Origin of the sequence: Parapedobacter lycopersici (assembly GCF_024643285.1) — a bacterium.
In the GTDB taxonomy this organism is placed as follows: Bacteria; Bacteroidota; Bacteroidia; order Sphingobacteriales; family Sphingobacteriaceae; genus Parapedobacter; species Parapedobacter lycopersici.
Genome location: NZ_JAMSLW010000001.1, coordinates 490833 through 511399, shown reverse-complemented (window position 1 = coordinate 511399; position 20567 = coordinate 490833). Strand labels below are relative to the sequence as shown.

Sequence of the window (20567 nt, the reverse complement as noted above, 5' to 3'; positions counted from 1 at the left end):
GATATAAAAATGGCATTAGTAAAATTTTCAAACGGTAATTCAAACAGGGCAGTAGATTCCTGGACAAACAATCTTTTTGATTCGTTATTTAACGATTCCTTTATTTCAGACCGGCTTATTTCCCGCGTACCGGCAGTGAACATTGCCGAAACGGCCGACGCCTATGCAATCGAGCTGGCTGCGCCGGGTCTGGAGAAGGGCGACTTTAAGATCAATGTGGATAAGGATGTGCTGACTATTTCGGCGGAAAAGAAGAGTGAGCAAGCGGCTGACGACCGGAAGTACAGTAAACGGGAGTATAGCTACAGTTCCTTTACCCGGTCTTTTACGCTGCCCGACAGCATTGACCACAGTAAGATCGATGCCGTCTACCAGGACGGTGTATTGAAAGTACTGGTCGGGAAACGGGAAGAAGCAAAGGTGGCTTCGCGACTGATTGACGTAAAATAAGGGAATAACCTTGTTCGTTGGCAAGTCCCGCTGGAAAAACAATCCAGCGGGATTTTTCATTGTACCGTTTATGCTTCTTCGTAATCTTCGCTTTTTGGCAGCCGGTTGGCCAGGTCCCGCCACGCATCCGGCAGCGGGGTGAGTTTGCGCCGGACAATGTCCATCCATGCCCCGTCAACGGTGACCACCGCACTTTTGACCCCATCGGCGCGGTAAACTTCGTGCCGGAACGTGAACCTGGAATTGGCAGGATTGTATTTAACCAGCAGTACCACAACCTTAACGTATTCATTCAGTTTGATTTCCTTCAGGTAAACCAGTTCCTCCCGGAATAAAACGGGACCGATCCCGGCCTCGGCAATTTTGTCAAGTGGTATTCCGAGCAGCTGGAGCATGTTGCTCCGGGCCTGTGCACACAGGTCGGCATAAGCGGAATGCCGTAAATGCCTGTTCGCATCAATCTGTGCCCAGATTACCTGTCCTTCGTAAAAGATATGATCCATAACCCAAACTTAAGAAGAAAACCGGATACCGCAAGTGACCGACGGGAGCTAATACAATCGTAAAGAGCAAGCGTTCGCGGGAGCGTATCATGCGCGCCGGCTATTTAACCCCCTTTACGTTCATTTTGAGTGTAAATACTTTGTCGCGTGCCGTAATAAAGAGAAAATCACGTTCCGGGCCGCCGAAACACACGTTGGCGGTCCAGCCCGACGGTACCGGGATGTGGTCAATTTGGTTGCCATCGGAGTCGTACACGGTTACGCCTTTTCCGGTCAGGTAGATGTTTCCCTGTTCATCAATGGTCATTCCGTCGGAGCCCTGGGGTGCAAAAAGCCGTTTGTCGGAAAGGGAGCCGTCGCGGCGGATGCGGTAGCGGTAAATTTTACTGTCACCGATATCGGCGACATACAGGAATTTGCCATCGGGTGTCCCGATTATGCCATTCGGCTGCTTAAATGCGTCGTCGAGACGTTTCACCTGTCCTTCGTGGTAAACATACAATGCCTGCGCCTGCATATCGGGCGCGGTGCGTTCCCAGTAGTCGCGCTGATAATAAGGGTCGGTGAAATAAATCAGTCCGGCAGGGGAGACCCATACATCGTTGGGACCGTTGAATACCGAATCACGGTACCCCGTAACCAATTTCTCCAGGCTCCCGTCCATACCGATGCGCCACAGCTCGTTGTGCTCATCGGCACAGGCAATCAGAAAACCTTCCCGGTCGACATACAACCCATTGGAACGCCCTGCGTTTTCCATAAATACCGAAAGGCTGCCATCAATCCCGTATTTCCAGATACGGTTATTCGGCTGGTCGGTAAAAAACACGTTGCCGGCCCTGTCTGCTGCCGGGCCTTCAGTAAAGCTGAACTGGTCGCCAACCAGCCGAAGTGTATCGGAGGTAACCTGGGCTAGGCCCGATTGGGTAACGGCCAGTGCCGCAAGCAGCAAAAAGTAATGTCGTAGTGCCATAATTCCGGTTTGTCTATTCATCCAAAGCTAAAAAATTATCCGGCTCCTGCCAAATACCTATTCGACGATCTTGAACGCGGTCCTCCGGTTGAGCTGCCGGCCCTCGGCCGTTTCATTGGTGGCCACGGGCTGTGAGAGACCGTAACCCCTGTAACTTAACCTTGCCGGTGCAATACCCGCATTAATCAGGTAATGATGTACCGCTTTAGCCCGGTTTTCAGACAGCCGCTGGTTGTAAGCTGCGTCACCCGTATTGTCTGTATGCCCGCCGATCTCGATCCGGACGGACGGGTTCAGTACCAGGAAGTCGACCAGGTTTTTGAGGTCACTTTCCGATTGGGGCAGCAGGCGATAGTCGTCGTAATCGAAAAAGATGTTATTCAATGTTTCCGTTTTACCCGTTTTGATCCGCGACAGCGCGATGTGGACTTCATACGCATCGTTCAGTTTCGCCGTGTCGTTGAGTGGGTAATGTTCGGAAAAAAAGAGGTATCCCGGCTGCCTGACATGAAGTGCGTATGTTTCTCCGAAGGGGAGGGGCGCCAGGAAAGTGCCGTCTTCGTAATCCGCCTGCTCCCGATACAGCACCTGGTTTGTCTGGATATCGGTTATCGTTACCAATGCCTGCAAGGGGGTATCCGTCTCCGTATCCACTACCGTTCCCTTCAGATAGGCTACCGGGTGTGGTCGCAGGATTTCCGGAAGCGAAACAAAATAGATGTCCAGTCCGCCGAGGGCATCCGGTCTGCGGGAGGCAAAAGCGGCCTGCCTGCCATTCATGCTGACGGAAAATGCGCTTTGCTCCCGATGGTCATTGATTGGGGAGCCAAGATTGACGGGAGGTCCCCAGTTTCCGAAAGTGTCCAGTACGGTTTTAAAGATGTCCTTTTCACCGAACCCCGGCCAGCCGTCCGACGCGAAATAAAGCGTCCGGTTGTCGGCATGGATATAAGGCGAGCTCTCGTTACCGGGCGTGTTTACCTCCGGTCCCAGGTTCAGGGGCGCGCCCCATTGCCCGTTTTCCTGAAGGGAAGTCCGCCAGATGTCGTAGCCACCCTGCCCGCCGGCGCGGTTGCTGACGAAATACAGCGTACGGCCATCGGCACTGAGTGTCGGCTGCGCTTCCCACCCCCGTGTGTTGACCGGCGCTCCGAGGTTATGCGGAGTGCCCCACCCACTGCCCTCACGCCGGGATACGTAGATGTCACAGCTGCCCAGTCCTCCGGGACGGTTACATCCCGTAAAAAACAAGTACTTGCCGTCCGGCGAGATGCAGTGTGCACCCTCATTGTAGGAAGTCGAATTGATCGCGCCCGTCAGCAGGGCCGCCGGCTGCCAGTTGCCGCTGCTGTCGCGTATGCTTTCGTAGAAATTCTCCCTGTTTGCTGTCTTTCGGGTAAAAATGATCGTTTGCAGGTCGGCCGTAAGCCTCGGAAAATACTCATCATATTCACTGTTGATGGCCGCTCCAGGGTTTTGTAGCCGGACCGGCAGCGGTTGTCCGAGGGCCTGCAGGCTGAACGTGCAGTCGGCGATATATTTCCGGGCAGCCTGCACCGTTTCAGTCGCTGCGCCCGGTGTTGCAGCATACCGTTGCAGTGCCGTGCGCGCTTCGGCATACTGGCCGGTGAGCAGGAGGCTTTCGCCAAGGCCGAACCAGGTTAACGGAGTTAACTCAGGTGCCAGTTGCGTCACTTTTTCGTAATGCGGTATCGCCTGTTCGTAGGCCTTTTGCCGCCTGTAGAGATCGCCAAGCTGCTGGTGTGCTGCGGCAAAACCAGTGTCAGCGTCCACCGCCGACCGGAGCGAGGCGGCCGCCTCATCATACTGGCCGTTCCGGAGCTGGGCAGCCGCTTTTTCAAATGCCCGCTGTGCCTGCCTGTTATCCGAATGCAGCTGTGCATATCCCGGCATGGATGCCAGCATTCCGCATAACCACAGGAACATGATCAGTAAGCAGCTGGATCTTAGCGGAAACATCATATCAGGTATTAGTCAACCGGCTCCGGGCCTCCGGGCCAACGATTAAACGTCCGCTGATGGCCGCCTGTCTGTCAAGCAGCTCGTCCCAGTCGTCGGTACCGCGCCACAGGGTCCGTTTAAGCGCGGTAAGTGCCGACTGGCTTTTGTCCATCAGCTGAGTAGCTAATTCCCCTATGGCAGCATCCAGTGCCGTAATATCAGGCTGTATGCCATGCAGCAGTCCATGTTGTGCTGCCCAGTGGGCGTCGAAGAACCGGGTGGGATTAAGCGATAGCACGGTCAGCGCTGAAATGCCGGCTTTCCGTTCAATGGCGGGGGCGATGACAAACGGGCCAATGCCGAGATCAATCTCGCTGAGTCTGATGGCGGCATTTTCCGTTGCGAGGCAGTAATCACACGCCGCGATAAGTCCCACGCCGCCGCCGACAGCCTTGCCCTGCACCCGGCCAATAACGAGCTTTGGCGAGCTGCGTATGGCATTGATGACCCGGCCGAACCCGGAAAAAAAAACCTTCCCCGCCGTCTCATCAGGGATGGCCTGTAATTCGTCAAAACTCGCCCCGGCACAGAACGTCTTTTCACCGGCGCTCTGCAATAGGATAAGCCGGGTCTGTTTCCGGGTGCCGGCGTCATTGATCTGGTCAGCCAGGCCGCTGAGCAGGGCGGAGGGCAATGCATTGTGTGCGGGGTGGCTGAAGGTGATCACCGCCAGGCCGCTTGCATTAATTTCCGTTTTGACAAACCCCGGTTCCATAAAGGACTGTGTTTTTGGATGCAGTATGATTAAATGTATTTATTCCCGAATTTATCTTTTACATCCGCGACAACCTGTTTGACCCCCTGTTCCTGGTCCTGCGGGCAGATCATTAATGTGTCGTCCGACTGAACGACAATGAAATTATGCAGCCCCTTGATAATAACCAGTTTGTCTTTTGGGGTGTGAATCATGCAATTGGAGGTATCGTATACGATGACATTTTCGGACGAGGACGCAACATTACCGAGGTAGTCCTTTTCCGCCAGCTCATATACCGAAGTCCAGGTACCCAGGTCCGACCAGCCGAAGTCCGCCGGGAGCACATAAACGTTGTCGGCTTTTTCCATTACGGCAAAATCAATGGAAATATTGACACAGCGTACAAAAGCACCCGATATGAACTTGGCTTCCCGATCCGTGTTATATACGTCATCACCCTCCTTAAATACGTCATTCATTTCCGTCTGGTATTTGTCAAAGGCGGCGATGATGGATTTAGCCGACCAGATAAAAATACCGGCATTCCAGAGGAAATCACCGCTTTGGAGAAATGTTTTAGCCAGTTCCAGGTTGGGCTTTTCGGTAAAGGTTTTTACTTTTTTGAAACCCGGCACGGATGCGCTTTTGCCATACTGGATATAACCATATCCGGTGTCGGGCCTGGAAGGCTTGATACCCAGGGTGATCAGCCAGTCGTTGCTGGCCGCGCAATTCAATCCCTTCACGATGTTGCGCACAAATTCGTCGGTTTCCAGAATCAGGTGGTCGGCGGGAGCCACCACGATGGTGGCGTCGGGGTTCAGCTGCTGGATCTTGTGGCTGGCATAGGCAATGGAAGGCGCGGTATTGCGCATAATGGGCTCCAATATCAGCTGGTTGGGTGTCAGTTTCGGAAGTTGCTGAAGCACCAGGTCGGCATATGACTCATTCGTGGCGATGAAGATGTTGCGTTCGGGAACAATCTTGCGGAAACGGTCGTAAGTGGCCTGCACCAGCGTTTTCCCGGTGCCCATCATATCGATAAACTGCTTTGGCAGGTTGGTACGGCTTATCGGCCAGAACCGGCTTCCGACCCCTCCCGCCATGATCACAGCATAGTGGTTTTTCATGGGAATAAATTAGTTATTGATATACGCTCTGTTTTCAGCAATCGGTGTTGGCCGGTTGCTACCTATTATCGTTTAAATGATCCCTTCCCGCAGCAGGTCGTGCAGGTGTACGATCCCGTCGTAAACCTGATCGTCATTTACCACCAGCAGTTGCGTGATGTTGTGCCGGCGCATCAACTCAAACGCGTTGACCGCCAGTTCGTCGCGGCGGACGGTTTTGGGCGACTGGCTCATGATCTGTCCGGCTGTCAGCTGATCAATATGACTGTGCTTTTCGAGCATGCGGCGGATGTCCCCATCCGTAACGATGCCGGCCAAGCGGTTGTCTGCCACAACGGCAACCGCGCCCAGCCGATGCTGGGTAATTGCAACGATCACTTCCTTCACGGGTGTATCCGGTCCTACACTGGGCTTGCTGTTCTGTTCCGCCAGATCGGCCACCTTAAGGTATAACCGTTTGCCCAGTACGCCGCCCGGATGGAAACGGGCAAAATCGCGGTCGCTGAACGACCGGCATTCCAGCAATGCAATGGCCAGCGCATCACCCATGGCCAGCTGGGCCGTGGTGCTGGTGGTGGGGGCAAGGTTATGCGGGCAGGCTTCTTTCTCTACGGTCGTATCCAATATGAATGCTGCCTGTTGCGCCAGGTAAGAGTCGGTGTTGCCTACCATGGCCACCAACTGATTGCCAGTCTGTTTCAACAGGGGAACCAATACCTTGATTTCGGGGGTATTGCCGCTTTTCGAGATGGCCATCACGAGGTCATCCGCCTGGATCATGCCGAGGTCACCGTGTATGGCGTCGGCCGCATGCATAAAAATAGCCGGCGTACCGGTAGAATTCAATGTGGCCACGATTTTCTGGGCGATAATGGCGCTTTTCCCGATCCCCGTGAGCACTACCCGGCCTTTAAGGCCGATTATAGCCTGAACCACGGCTGCGAAACCGTCGTCAATCCGGGCCGTCAATTGGCTCAATGCGGCGGCTTCTTCGGTCAGCACAGCGGTTGCAATATTTTTGATTTCGGAATTGCTTTTCACAAATATATTTTATAATTTTAGATACTGATATGCGCAAAAATATGTTATTTTGGGCATTATTTAGTTATCAGTCTGGCTTATTTTGCGAAGGGCGAAATGGAAATCGAGAAAATACTTTTTGATAATTTACAGGAATTTTTTGGTTTTGACACATTCAAGGGCGACCAAGAGGCCATAATCACCAACATTTTACAGAAGAAGGACACCTTTGTGATCATGCCTACCGGCGGGGGGAAATCCATTTGCTACCAATTACCGGCATTGATGAGTGAGGGCACTGCCATTGTGATTTCGCCGCTTATCGCATTAATGAAAAACCAGGTTGACCAGCTGCGGTCGTTTGGCGGGGATGATAGCATTGCGCATTTCCTCAACTCGTCGCTGAACAAGAGTGAAGTAACCCGTGTACGGCAGGATGTGGTATCGGGCAAAACCAAATTGCTTTATGTGGCCCCGGAATCGTTGGCAAAAGCTGAAAACATCGGATTCCTGAAGCTGATTACCGTTTCGTTTGTTGCGGTGGATGAAGCCCATTGTATTTCGGAATGGGGGCATGATTTCCGGCCGGAATACCGTAAGATCAGGCAGGTGATCAACTCCATTGACGAAAACATTCCGGTTATTGCCCTTACCGCCACAGCGACACCCAAGGTGCAATCGGACATCCGCAAGAACCTGCAGATGAACGACGCCACTTTATTTAAATCGTCCTTTAACCGGCCGAACCTCTATTATGAAGTCCGCCCGAAGCGGAATGTGGTCAAGGAGATCGTCCGGTTCATCAAGAATAATACCGGCAAATCGGGCATCATTTATTGCCTGAGCCGGAAAAAGGTAGAGGAGATTGCAGAGGTCCTAAACATCAACGGCATCCGCGCGTTGCCGTACCATGCGGGCCTGGATGCAAAAACCCGGGCCGATACACAGGATAAATTCCTGATGGAAGACGTAGATGTTATCGTAGCCACCATTGCCTTTGGAATGGGCATCGATAAACCCGATGTGCGTTATGTGATCCACCATGATATTCCGAAAAGCATGGAGGGTTATTATCAGGAAACCGGTCGTGCGGGACGCGATGGGGGCGAGGGTCACTGCCTGGCTTTTTATTCGGAGAAGGATATTGAGAAACTGACCAAATTCATGAAAGATAAGCCGGTATCGGAGCGCGAAATCGGTACGCAGATCCTGAAGGAGGTGATTGACTATTCCGAGTCCTCCGTGTGCCGCCGCAAGCAGATCCTGCATTACTTCGGAGAGAACTTTGATGAAACCGGCTGCAACAGCATGTGTGATAACTGCAGTTCGGAACGGGTATATTTTGATGCGGATGAATCACTGCTGGATATGCTGAAGTTTATACAGCAGCAGGGTGATAAATTTGATGATCATCACATTATCAACGTGTTTATGGGACAGAATAACCAACCCATATCCTCGTATAAGCACGATGTGCACCCCTCATTCGGGAGCGGAAAGGAGCATGGTTCTTTTTACTGGAAGTCATTGGTGAGGCAGGCCGTGCTGAATAATTTTCTGGCGAAAGATATCGATAACTACGGACTGCTTGTACTGACCGAAACAGGTAAGCGGTTCATCGAAAATCCGTATCACATCAAATTCATCCTGAACAAGCCAATGGAGACCGCATCAGAGGATGGGGCAGAGGAAGTGCTGCAACAGGGAAGCAGTGCCGTGGATACCCAGCTGTTGCAGTTGTTAAGGGACCTCAGAAAGAAAATAGCCAAGCAAAAAGGGCTGCCGCCATTTGTCATTTTCCAGGACCCGTCGCTGGACGAGATGTGTACACACTACCCCGTTACGCTGGACGAGCTGAAGCAGATCCACGGCGTGGGTGCAGGTAAAGCAATGAAATTCGGCGGGCAGTTTGTTGAGCTGATCAAGACGTATGTGACGGAAAATGAAATTGACCGGCCCCAGGATCTGGTGATTAAGGGAACGGCCAATAAATCGGCGTTAAAAGTTTCCATTATCCAGAATATTGACCGTAAAATCGGTTTGGAGGACATCGCTTCGGCAAAAGGCATCAGCTATGAAGACCTGCTCCGCGAGGTGGAGTCGATTGTCAACTCCGGCACAAAACTTAACCTGGCTTATTTTGTCGACGAGCTTATCGACGAGGACCGGCAGGACGAAGTATTTGACTATTTCCGAAGTGCCGAAGTGGACTCCGTTGAAGAGGCCCTGCGCGAGTTGGGCACCGATGATTATACGTATGAGGAAATCCAGCTCATGCGGATTAAGTTTATGTCAGAATTGGGTAATTAAACCATTAGCCGCAGGCTTTTAGCTGTCCGGGTCAATTAACCCCGACCGGCTGATTATATGGTTAATACTAAGCGAATAAAAGATGATTCAGCAGCATATTCCCGGCATCAACCATGCCGATTCCCCGAATTTTTTCCTTATGGCCGGTCCATGCGCAATTGAAGGCGAAGAAATTGCACTGCGCATTGCGGAACGCATTGTAGCCATTACGGACCGGTTCGCCATTCCCTACATTTTCAAGGGGTCCTATCGAAAGGCCAATCGCTCCCGTGTGGATTCGTTTACCGGCATCGGGGATGAAAAAGCGCTTCGTATACTGGCCCGTGTGGGCCGGGAATTCGGGGTGCCCACGGTAACGGATATCCATGAAAGCCACGAGGCGGCCATGGCTGCCGAGTATGTGGATGTGCTTCAGATTCCGGCATTCCTCTGCCGGCAAACCGAATTGCTCAGTGCGGCGGCAAAAACAGGGAAGACCGTCAACATAAAAAAAGGGCAATTCCTTTCCGCGGATGCCATGCGGTTCGCGGTCGACAAGGTAATCGATTCCGGCAACAGCAAGGTACTGCTGACCGATCGGGGAAATACGTTCGGTTACCAGGATCTGGTGGTGGATTTCCGGGGTATCCCGGAGATGCGGGGTTTCGGTGTGCCGGTTGTGATGGACTGTACGCATTCCCTGCAGCAGCCCAACCAATCTTCGGGCGTTACCGGCGGTAAACCTGCCCTGATCGAGACCATTTCCAAGGCCGCCATTGCCGTTGGTGCCGACGGACTTTTTATTGAAACCCATCCGGACCCGGCAAACGCCAAATCCGACGGGGCCAACATGCTGCACCTGGATCTGCTGGAGGGCCTGCTGGAGAAATTGCTGCGTATAAGGGAAGCAATCCGGTAAGCGCCGCCGGCTAAACGGTGTTTCAGCAGAGGTGCGGGGGTGCACGAAAGACAATCCGCGGTTCCGTGGGTTTTGCGAAAGCAATTGATCATTTTGTTATGCTATAATCGGATGGAAATATTACGTCAAAACCATATCTTTGCCGTTTGAAGTCGATTTATATGAAGCACATCCGCAACTTTTGCATTATCGCACATATTGACCACGGTAAAAGCACACTCGCTGATCGGTTGCTGGAGGTGACAGCGACCATCAGCCAGCGGGAGGCGCAGGCACAACTTTTGGACAACATGGACCTGGAACGGGAGCGTGGCATTACGATCAAGAGCCACGCCATCCAGATGAATTATATTAAAGACGGGCAGCCCTATACCCTGAACCTGATCGATACACCCGGTCACGTGGATTTTTCCTACGAAGTATCCCGTTCAATTGCTGCCTGTGAAGGTGCATTACTCATTGTGGACGCCTCCCAGGGGATACAGGCACAGACTATTTCCAACCTGTACCTGGCATTGGAACACGACCTGGAAATTATACCGATACTCAATAAAATGGACCTTCCGGGGGCGATGCCCGAAGAGGTGAAGGACCAGATCATAGAACTGATCGGTGGCAAAAGAGAAGATATTATCCCCGCTTCCGGCAAGACCGGCCTGGGTGTGCAGGATATCCTGAATGCCATCGTGGAGCGCGTCCCGCCACCGGTTGGTGATCCGGAGGCACCGTTGCAGGCGTTGATCTTTGATTCCGTTTTTAATTCGTTCCGGGGCATCATGGCCTATTTTAAGGTTGAAAATGGTGTAATACGGAAGGGCGATAAAGTGAAATTCATTGCCACAGGCAAGGAATATGTAGCGGATGAAATTGGTACGCTAAAGCTCAACCAGGTTCCCAAAGAGCTGATCCAGACAGGGGACGTGGGGTATATCATTTCCGGCATTAAGGAAGCCCGGGAGGTGAAAGTGGGGGATACCATTACCCACGTGGCCCGGCCGAGCCAAGTTGCCATCAAAGGATTTGAAGAAGTAAAGCCCATGGTATTTGCCGGTATCTATCCGGTAGATACGGAGGATTTCGAGGAGCTGCGCGAAAGCATGCACCGCCTGCAGCTGAACGACGCGTCGCTTGTTTTTGAACCGGAATCATCCGCAGCGCTGGGGTTCGGTTTCCGATGCGGCTTTTTGGGTATGCTGCATATGGAAATCATCCAGGAGCGCCTCGAACGCGAATTTGATATGACGGTGATCACGACCGTCCCGAACGTATCGTACAAAGCCTACCTGACGAAAGATCAGGAAGAAATCATTGTGCATAATCCGTCTGACCTTCCGGATCCGAGTAAGCTGGATTACGTGGAAGAACCTTACATTAAAGCAAATATCATTACAAAGGCGGAATTTGTGGGTTCAGTAATGTCGCTGTGTATCCAGAAACGGGGTGTCATTATCAACCAGTCTTACCTGACAGCCGACCGGGTGGAGATGGTGTTTGAGATGCCAATGGGCGAAATCGTGTTTGATTTTTACGATAAGCTGAAAACCATATCCAAAGGCTATGCCTCATTTGATTACCATCAGATCGGTTACCGGCAATCCGACCTGGTAAAACTGGATATCCGGCTGAATGGCGAACCTGTCGACGCGCTTTCTTCGTTGATCCACCGCAGCAATGCTTACGATTTCGGCAAAAAGATCTGTGAAAAACTGAAGGAACTGCTGCCACGGCAGCAATTTGAGATTGCCATCCAGGCGTCCATCGGTGCCAAAATTATTTCACGGGAAAACATCCGGGCACTGCGTAAGGACGTGACGGCGAAATGTTACGGCGGGGACATCTCGCGGAAACGTAAATTACTGGAAAAGCAGAAAAAAGGAAAGAAACGCATGCGCCAGGTGGGTAACGTGGAGATCCCGCAGTCGGCATTTATGGCGGTCCTGAAGCTGGATTAATTTTAGTTTCCGGTAAGTAACTGTCGACTGATAAATAGGTGATAATAAAGATATAAACAGGCAATTAGGGAGTTGTAATTAAATTAATAATAAAGATGGCTTGAAGTGTAAAACCGAAGGCCAAAAGCAAGCATAGCATATGGAACTACTCGACGGCAAACTCGTATCGGCAAAGATCAAGGAAGATATTAAGCAGGAAGCTGCGGCTTTTATGGCATCCACAGGAAGGAAACCGCACCTGGTGGCTATATTAGTGGGGCATGACGGTGCGAGCGAAACGTACGTAGCCAGTAAAATGCGCAATTGCGAGTTGGTGGGCTTTGAATCCACGAACATCCATTATGAAGCGGATGTGACGGAAGCTGAGCTGATTGCCAAAATCGAATCGCTCAATGCCGACGATCGGGTAGACGGCCTTATTGTGCAGCTCCCGCTGCCGGCGCACATCAATCCCGAACGGATTACCGAAGCCATCGACTACCGGAAAGATGTGGATGGATTCCATCCGGTAAACCTTGGCCGTATGCAGCGTAACCTGCCGTGCTTTATTCCGGCCACGCCCTATGGTGTGATGCTGATGCTGGACCATTACCGGATTGATACCGCCGGACTGCATGCCGTCGTCGTGGGACGAAGCAATATCGTGGGCAGCCCCATGAGTATCCTGCTCGCCCGTAACAGCGTCCCGGGCAACTGCACGGTAACGCTGACCCATAGCCGTACCAAAAACATCACGGAGGAAGTCCGCCGTGCGGACATTGTGGTGGCCGCGATCGGCAAGAAACATTTTATCACCCCCGACATGGTAAAACCCGGCGCCATTGTGATCGATGTCGGCATCAATCGCGAAACCAGCACACAGACCAAATCGGGATATAAGCTTTACGGTGACGTAGATTTCGACGGGGTGGCACCAAAGGCCTCCTGGATTACGCCGGTACCGGGCGGGGTCGGCCTGATGACCATTATCGGGCTGTTAAAGAACACCCTGGAGGCGGCCAAAGGGACCATTTACCCACGCTGATATTTTCCAGTCTTTTTACCGAATTTGGCTTTATCTTTACCATTTCATGAGCAATTGAAATGAAGATACTGATTATCGAAGATGAAGCGGACCTGCGGGAAAATATCATCCAGTTTCTCCGCAAGGAGCAGTACCTGGTCGAATCCGCCTCGGATTTCCATTCAGCAAAGGAAAAGATCTCCCTGTATGACTACGACTGTATTCTGCTGGATGTGGGCCTCCCGGACGGCAATGGACTGGACATACTCCGGATGTTGAAATTGCTGGAAAAGCAGGAAAACGTGATCGTCATTTCTGCCAAGGACTCGCTGGATGATAAACTGGAGGGCCTGGACCTGGGCGCCGACGATTACCTGACCAAGCCGTTCCACCTGGCCGAGCTCAATGCCCGGATCAAGGCGGTGCTCAGAAGAAAAGCACTGGATGGCCGCAATATGGTGCGGATAAACAACATGGAGCTTAATTTCGATGACCGCACGCTGCAGATTAATGGCAACGACATCCGGCTCAACCGAAAGGAATTTGATATCATGGCTTTTTTTGTGGTTAATAAAAACCGCCTGATCCATAAGTCGGCGTTAGCCGAACATGTGTGGGGCGACCATATTGATAATGCCGATAACTTTGATTTTATTTACTCCCAGATTAAAAACCTTCGCAAGAAGCTGAAAGACTGCGGCGCCGACCTGGAGATACAGGCCATATATGGCGTAGGATATAAGCTGACCGTATAATCCCGCTGGATGAAACTGCTCAATCATACATTGCTGTATTTATCCGCTTCCCTGATTTTTATTCTCAGCATCTGGGCGGTTGTCTTTTATATCGGCATGATGGACGAAGTGTATGACAGCATTGAGGACGGATTGGAAAACTACAAGATCCTGATCATCCAGAAGGCAGGCACGGACACGACATTGCTCGGGAAAAATTATTTTGGAGAGAGTAACTACGCCATCCGGCCGATTGCAAAGGAAAAGGCCATAATGGCCACGGAAGCATTCAAGGATACAGCCATGTATATGGAGTATGAGGAAAGCCTGGAAACCGTCCGTATGCTGACCACCTATTTTTCGACACCGGATGACCGGTACTACCAGCTGAAAATCATTGCTTCCATGGTAGAGGAGGATGACCTCGTTGCCGATTTGATGCATGCGCTGCTGTGGCTCTATGTGGCCGTGATTGCCAGTGCGTTCATCATCAATAACTGGGTGCTGCGTAAAATCTGGCGTCCTTTTTACGAATTACAGGACGAACTCCGCCATTTTAAGCTGGGCGAGGACAAGTCATTCAATCCACCGCAAACGCGGGTATCCGAATTCAGGGACATGAATGAAACCGTCGCCGAATTACTTAAAGCCAATATTGCCGCATTTCAGCAACAGAAACAGTTTATTGAAAACGCGTCACATGAATTGCAGACGCCCCTGGCCATTGCAATGAATAAACTGGAATTATTGCTGGAGCAGCATTACGGCACCGAAGAACAGACTCAGCTGCTGGCAAATGCCATCCAGTACCTCGAGCGGCTTACCCGGCTGAATAAGGCATTGCTGTTGCTTTCCAAAATAGAAAACAGGCAATTTGCCCGTGAAGAGGCTATCGATTTCAATGCGTTGCTGCGCCAGCAGACCGATGATTTCGGAGAGCTTCTGGAGTACAAAGATATCCGGGTGGACATTACGGAGCAGGCTTCTCTGGTGTGGTCTTTCAATGCAGACCTGGCTGATATTTTAATTACAAACGTGGTGAAAAATGCCATCATACATAACCATCCCGGCGGTCATATTCAGATCCGTATAGAAGAAAACGGATTCAGCATTACGAATACCGGACAAGCAAAGTCGTTGGAAACCACCGAGATTTTCATGCGTTTTCACCGTACACCGGATAATCCGGCATCCACTGGCCTTGGTTTAGCCATTGTACGGTCCATTGTTCAGTTCTATCATATTCAGGTAACGTACCATTACGAAAACGGGTTGCATGGTTTTACGTTTCATCGGGAGCCCCGGCCCGCTGCCGTTAACTGATGTAGTCGCGGTCGGGATCATCCAATGGTTGGGGTGATCCACCGGTAACCGGATCCTCCAGGCGTTCCGGTAGGGGTGGGCGTCTTTTTGGTCGCCCGATCAGAAAGCCTACAACGGCTCCGATAAAAAACATGGTGCCTAATACAGCCAGCTTCGGGACCGTCCGCACGCCAAATATCCAAAAATTGACCTCATCCATGTTTTTCATGAGGATAATCGTCACCAAAACAGTTACAATGATCACAAAAAGGGTCTTTGCACGCATAACGTTATGATTTGGGACTAAAATTAGGTTAAAATTCCGCAGCATGCAAATGTGACTTTAAACCGCTTATAGTCAATATGTAGGGGGGGCTTGCATTAAATTTTAACTATTTTTAACTTTTTTTTCATAAAATTTTGCTTATACGGCGCCATGTCGTATTTTTGGCGAACAAATAAGAACACACAAAAAACCAAGCACAGTTTACGCACACGGAAGGGGTATTGTACTCAAATCGTTGGTATGAGGTCATGCTAAATCGATATTGTGCCTATAATAGCATCCAAGAGCTAAACAGTTGCATTGCAATTTGAAGAAAGGCAATGTCCCAGTTGACCACATCAGAAAGCAAATTCATGAAAGCGGCCATGGCGCCGTTTTTCCAACTTGGAACGTATTGCCTTGTCATTAAACCAGGCGAATAGTATCCGGTCGTGGATACGTTTTGCTATGTTTAACCAATACCAGGGATAGCAAGCTACCTGATCCCGTAAGGGATTGTCCAAATACAACATCAACGCTTTATTATTCAACTATATTTTTAACCAAATTCACAAACGCATGAAACAAAAATTACTATGTTTCCTAATGTTGGGTGTATTGCTGATTGGTTCGGCATATGCCCAAGACAGAAGGATCAGTGGTAGGGTGACGGCCGAAGTAGATGGTGAACCCCTATCAGGTGTGTCTGTTGTTGTCACAGGGACTACTTCCGGTACAGCAACAGACGGCAGTGGTGTTTATTCCATTGTGGTTCCTTCTGGAAGCCAATCCTTGACATTCAGTATCCTGGGATACGCATCGCAAACCATATCCGTGGGTTCGGCCAACTCCATTGACGTGGGCTTAGCGCTGGAATCAGCGGAGTTATCCGAAGTGGTGATTACTGCACTCGGTATTGCTCGGCCCAAGAATGAATTGAGCTATGCCGCTACGTCCGTAGGCAACGAAGAACTGACCCAGGTCAATGCCGTCAATGCCGTCAATGGATTGCAGGGTAAAGTATCCGGATTAAACGTGACGACCATCAGCAGTGGCGTGTTTGAGGATGTGAACATCAACCTGCGCGGGATCCGCTCACTGACGGGGAATAACGATCCGTTATTGGTATTGGACGGTGTTCCGACCCCGATCAGTTACTTTGCTTCGATTAATCCGAATGATATCGAGAATATCTCGGTGCTTAAAGGTTCCTCTTCAGCAGCCATCTATGGCCCGGATGCCCGTAACGGGGTGATTGTGGTGACCACAAAGCATGGATCAGACGCACCGGTAATCAACGTCAGCCACGCAACCCAGTTCCAACAGATTTCCTTTTTTCCTAAACTCCAGAAAAAATTTGGTTCAGGTGGATATGGATCCTACATCCCGTATGAAAACTGGTCGTGGGGACCTGCTTATGACGGTTCCACCAAAGAAATCGGACATACATTGCCTGACGGAAGCGTGCAAACGGTACCCTACAGTGCAACTGATGAGCGACAGGATTTCTTCGATACCGGCGTTACGATACAAAATGGTGTTTCGTTGTCTACAAGCGACTTTTTCTTATCCCTGCAGGATGCCAACGTAAAGGGTATCGTTCCGGGTGATAAAAATCGCCGGACAAGCGTTCGCCTGAATGCAAGCCGTGAGTACGGAAAATTTGATGCCGGACTGAATATCAACTATAGCCAGATGAACTATAAGCTGTTCCATGACGAAGGTATGGGTGATTATTTTACGGCACAGAATGTTGGCGGTAATGATGGTCTGATGGCGCAGATATTTAATACGCCGGCCCATATTCCGTTGTCCAGGTATAAGAATTTTGATACAGACCCATTTTCCGATTATAATGGCTATTTTAATGACTATGGATTAAATCCATACTTTGCAATTGATAACTGGCGGCGTGAGGGGAAACGGCAGGATGTGTTGGCCAACCTGAAACTTGGATTCCAGGCAACGGAATGGCTTAATTTTACCTACCGTGCCGGTATAACCAGCCAAACCAGGATCGACAGAAACTACTCTAAAGGGGAAGTACCTAATGAATATGGCCTTAGCAGGTCCTTTACGTTAATCCCCGGCACGGTAGAGGAACAGCCGTATTCTTATACGCGGCTGTCGTCAGAACTGTTCGGTTCCCTTGACAAAGAGCTGAATGATGATTTTAGAATTACGGCTATTTTAGGAACCTACCTGCGGCAGACGGAATACCGCGATACCGAGGTAGGTGCAGGTAACTTGGTTGTCCCCGAACTGTATAATATCGGTAACCGTACCGGAAGCCTTTCAGGACAGTCAACCTTTAGTCGGTCCAGATTATTTTCCGTTTACGGTAGCGCAGGATTAAGTTTTAGAGGCTGGGCGAACATTGAGGTCACCGGACGGAATGACCAAACCTCACTACTCTCATTAGCGAATAACTCTTATTTTTACCCAGGTGTCAGTGGATCCATCCTCCTGACAGATGCGGTTCCCGCACTGAAGGGTAATGGGTTGACTTATTTAAAGCTGAGAGGTGCGTGGAACAAAACGGGTAATGCCGATATTGCCCCGTATTCATTGGCAGCTATTTATAGGCAGCCCCCTTATACGGGATTCCCCTTCGGATCACTGCCTGGATTTTCAGCCGGAAATACGACATATGATGCGAACCTCAATCCGGAGTTTATTAATAGCACAGAAGCCGGTATTGAATCCGCATTCCTGAATGGCCGGATTACATTGGAGGCAACCTATTTTTATCAGAAGAACACGGATCAGATTATTAGTGTTAGGACATCGGATGCCACCGGTTATAACTTTGCCAATTTGAATGCGGCCTCGTTTGTCAATAAAGGTATAGAGTTGGACCTTGGTTTTACACCGCTGGTTAAATTTACGGACGGTAGCGTCAATTTCCGGGCCAACGCGTTGTACAATGATAGCAAGGTGACCAGTGTTCACCCTGCGTTGGGAGGCGAAGTGAATATCGGCGGGTACATTGCATCCGGAAACTCTGCAATTGTGGGCCTTCCCGCTTTCGTTCACAAAGCGACGGATTATTTGAGAGATGATCAGGGACGTATCATTGTTGATCGCATTTCCGGTTATCCCTCTGTGGACCCGAATAATAAAATATTTGGCCGCACCATGCCCCTGTGGATTATCGGCTTAAATCCTTCCGTCAATTGGAAAGGCTTCAGTTTATCCGCGCTGCTTGAATACAAGGGCGGCCATAACGCATCCTTTTTTGGTCAGGGCACTGACATGGCATGGACTGGTGTAGGCGAGGCAACGGCCGTAAACAACAGGGAGCGTTTCGTGCTTCCGAATTCTTCGTATGAGGATCCGGCAAATCCCGGCACTTACCTGCCAAACACGGATATTACCGTAGCAAACGTAAACGACTTCTTCACTGGTGTATACCGTGATGCGGCATCTAACTTTATTGTAAGTGCAGCGGCTTGGCGTATGCGGGAATTGTCGTTATCTTATAGCTTCCCAGAGCATATTCTTGCTAAACTTGGCGTCGTAAAGGGCTTGTCTGTTGCTGTAACGGGCAGGAACCTGTTTATATGGGTGCCCAAAGAAAACAAGTTCAACGATCCTGACTTCAATAGCGTGGATGCAGATTACGATAATATCTTTGGTATTGTCGATTCACGGTCTAATCCGCCGGTCAGGAACTTTGGGTTTAATGTAAACGTTAGATTCTAAGACTTTAAAAATAAAACGATGAAAAATTTAAAATATAGCTTTTTGATTCTGCTGGTTTTTCTAGCGGCAGGATGTAAGGATAGCTTCTTTGATATTAACGATAACCCGAACAACCCTACGGATGAGTCGATGCAGCCTAATCTGTTGTTACCATCGGTGTTGAACGCAACGGCTTCCAAAATGGCAACGTCATATGATTATGCCGCACATTGGATGGGTTATTGGGCAAGATCCGGGTCCTATGGACCGAGCAATCCCTTGGAGAATTATGATCTTACGACTACGTACGAGCAGGACGAATGGGTAAATGGCAATACCACGGTCACCTATCCTACAGTTTCCTGGTATGACATCCTGATGGATGCGAAGGTCATGGAACGGAAGGCTACTGAAGAGGGGCAGACTTTTTACGTAGCCGTCGCGAAAGTTATCCGCTCGATCGGTTTTATGTATTTAGTTGACCAGTACAATAATGTGCCCTATACACAGGCCCTTAACATGGAAGAATATATCTCGCCGGCATACGATAGCGGGCAGGATATTTATAATGACCTGCTCCTTCAGCTTGACGAGGCGGCTTCCCTGTTTGCGTCTATGGATCCTTTGGCCAATCCGGGTATTGAAACGGCTGATATTATGTTTCATGGTGACGCACAGATGTGGCGCAAATTGGTGAACACCCAACGCTTAAAATTGTTGATCCGCCAGTCTGAGGTATTTGGAACTACGCCGCCCGCCGACCAACTAAATGCCATTCAGGCCGATGGAAGCGGTTTCCTGATGAGTGGCGAGACCGCCGAAGTAAACCCGGGTTATGCTGAAGACGAATACAAGCAAAATCCATTTTATAATACCTATCTGCGGGATCATACCGGAACACTTATCGATAACTTTAACCGGGCTAACAATTACCTGCTTGATCTGTATATGGATAACGACGATATCCGGTATCAGTATGTATTCAATGCAGCCCGCGAACCCCTGGATGGTAACGATTATTTTGGTTATGACTTTGGTTTTGTTGACCCCAATCCGGATAACCCTAAGGGCGTTAACTCATCCGAGGTGGCTGGTCCCGGACTGGCTAAAAGTCCTACACAACCCCAATGGCTGTTTACTTCTGTTGAAAGTCTCTTTCTCCAGGCCGAAGCTACTCAACGCGGGTGGATCAGTGGTGATGCGCACCAGGCTTATAATGATGCGGTGACCGAATCCTTCATTTGGCTGGGCGTAGAAAATGCGGAAGACGAAGCTGCCGGTTACCTCGCACAATCAGATAACATTGTAAGCTGGGATAATGCGGGTGATAAGATCAACCTCATCATCACCCAGAAATACCTGGCGTTACCCGGTATTAATAATTTTGAGGCCTGGGTTGACTATCGGCGGTTAGGCATTCCTAACGTACCATTGTCACTTTCACCGAGCCGGAACGGGCGGCATATTCCATTGCGGTTGCTCTATCCTCAGAATGAGTATAGTTATAACGCGGAAAATGTAGCGGCTCAGGGAACCATTGATGCGCAGACATCCGCTGTTTTCTGGGACAAATAGTGACAACCCATTAAAATTATGAATATGAAAATAGGATATAAAATACTCC

General features: G+C 50.1%; 16 protein-coding genes. 9 read left to right on the top strand and 7 right to left on the bottom strand.

Annotation, left to right across the window (positions count from 1 at the left end; genetic code table 11):
• The first annotated feature begins 9 nt into the window (after positions 1 to 9).
• Positions 10 to 450 (top strand): Hsp20/alpha crystallin family protein, encoded by a 441-nt coding sequence (locus NEV57_RS02315; protein ID WP_257656667.1) that lies wholly within the window; start codon positions 10 to 12, stop codon positions 448 to 450.
• 68 nt (positions 451 to 518) lie between these two features.
• On the opposite strand, the gene NEV57_RS02310 is transcribed toward NEV57_RS02315, so the two are convergent.
• From NEV57_RS02310 to NEV57_RS02285, 6 genes are all read right to left on the bottom strand, one after another.
• A complete protein-coding gene (locus tag NEV57_RS02310; protein ID WP_257656666.1) occupies positions 519 to 953 on the bottom strand; it encodes an acyl-CoA thioesterase in 435 nt (144 codons plus the stop codon).
• 100 nt (positions 954 to 1053) lie between these two features.
• The gene (locus NEV57_RS02305; RefSeq protein ID WP_257656665.1) at positions 1054 to 1926 is read right to left on the bottom strand and encodes an SMP-30/gluconolactonase/LRE family protein; all 873 of its coding nucleotides are present in this window, start codon (positions 1924 to 1926) and stop codon (positions 1054 to 1056) included.
• A gap of 57 nt (positions 1927 to 1983) precedes the next feature.
• On the bottom strand, positions 1984 to 3909 hold the full coding sequence (locus NEV57_RS02300; protein WP_257656664.1) for an OmpA family protein: 1926 nt from the start codon (positions 3907 to 3909) through the stop codon (positions 1984 to 1986).
• Between the two features lies 1 nt (position 3910).
• Positions 3911 to 4663: an enoyl-CoA hydratase/isomerase family protein gene (locus NEV57_RS02295; protein ID WP_257656663.1), complete on the bottom strand. Its 753-nt coding sequence runs from the start codon at positions 4661 to 4663 to the stop codon at positions 3911 to 3913.
• A gap of 29 nt (positions 4664 to 4692) precedes the next feature.
• On the bottom strand, positions 4693 to 5775 hold the full coding sequence (locus NEV57_RS02290; protein WP_257656662.1) for a mannose-1-phosphate guanylyltransferase: 1083 nt from the start codon (positions 5773 to 5775) through the stop codon (positions 4693 to 4695).
• Between the two features lie 72 nt (positions 5776 to 5847).
• Positions 5848 to 6816 (bottom strand): KpsF/GutQ family sugar-phosphate isomerase, encoded by a 969-nt coding sequence (locus NEV57_RS02285; RefSeq protein ID WP_257656661.1) that lies wholly within the window; start codon positions 6814 to 6816, stop codon positions 5848 to 5850.
• A gap of 96 nt (positions 6817 to 6912) precedes the next feature.
• Here NEV57_RS02285 and recQ point away from each other — a divergent pair, with 96 nt between their 5' ends.
• From recQ to NEV57_RS02255, 6 genes are all read left to right on the top strand, one after another.
• Positions 6913 to 9105 carry a DNA helicase RecQ gene (gene recQ, locus NEV57_RS02280; RefSeq protein ID WP_257656660.1) on the top strand — a complete coding sequence of 731 codons (2193 nt, stop codon included), beginning with the start codon at positions 6913 to 6915 and terminating at the stop codon, positions 9103 to 9105.
• An 82-nt stretch (positions 9106 to 9187) separates the two neighbouring features.
• Complete coding sequence (kdsA, locus tag NEV57_RS02275; protein ID WP_257656659.1) at positions 9188 to 10003, top strand: 3-deoxy-8-phosphooctulonate synthase; 816 nt, start codon at positions 9188 to 9190, stop codon at positions 10001 to 10003.
• A gap of 161 nt (positions 10004 to 10164) precedes the next feature.
• On the top strand, positions 10165 to 11955 hold the full coding sequence (gene lepA / locus NEV57_RS02270; RefSeq protein WP_257657027.1) for a translation elongation factor 4: 1791 nt from the start codon (positions 10165 to 10167) through the stop codon (positions 11953 to 11955).
• A 139-nt stretch (positions 11956 to 12094) separates the two neighbouring features.
• Positions 12095 to 12979: a bifunctional 5,10-methylenetetrahydrofolate dehydrogenase/5,10-methenyltetrahydrofolate cyclohydrolase gene (locus tag NEV57_RS02265; protein ID WP_257656658.1), complete on the top strand. Its 885-nt coding sequence runs from the start codon at positions 12095 to 12097 to the stop codon at positions 12977 to 12979.
• A gap of 59 nt (positions 12980 to 13038) precedes the next feature.
• Positions 13039 to 13713 (top strand): response regulator transcription factor, encoded by a 675-nt coding sequence (locus tag NEV57_RS02260; RefSeq protein ID WP_257656657.1) that lies wholly within the window; start codon positions 13039 to 13041, stop codon positions 13711 to 13713.
• Positions 13714 to 13722: 9 nt separating this feature from the next.
• Complete coding sequence (locus NEV57_RS02255; protein WP_257656656.1) at positions 13723 to 15015, top strand: sensor histidine kinase; 1293 nt, start codon at positions 13723 to 13725, stop codon at positions 15013 to 15015.
• On the opposite strand, the gene NEV57_RS02250 is transcribed toward NEV57_RS02255, so the two are convergent.
• Positions 15008 to 15280 (bottom strand): hypothetical protein, encoded by a 273-nt coding sequence (locus tag NEV57_RS02250; RefSeq protein WP_257656655.1) that lies wholly within the window; start codon positions 15278 to 15280, stop codon positions 15008 to 15010. The two genes, NEV57_RS02255 and NEV57_RS02250, sit on opposite strands and share 8 nt — an antisense overlap.
• 558 nt (positions 15281 to 15838) lie before the next feature.
• Here NEV57_RS02250 and NEV57_RS02245 point away from each other — a divergent pair.
• Both NEV57_RS02245 and NEV57_RS02240 read left to right on the top strand, forming a co-directional pair.
• Positions 15839 to 18964, top strand: a complete 3126-nt coding sequence (locus NEV57_RS02245; protein ID WP_257656654.1) for a SusC/RagA family TonB-linked outer membrane protein — start codon at positions 15839 to 15841, stop codon at positions 18962 to 18964.
• Positions 18965 to 18982: 18 nt separating this feature from the next.
• Entirely contained in the window at positions 18983 to 20518 is a 1536-nt protein-coding gene (locus tag NEV57_RS02240) for a SusD/RagB family nutrient-binding outer membrane lipoprotein (protein WP_257656653.1), read from the top strand.
• Positions 20519 to 20567: the final 49 nt, after the last annotated feature.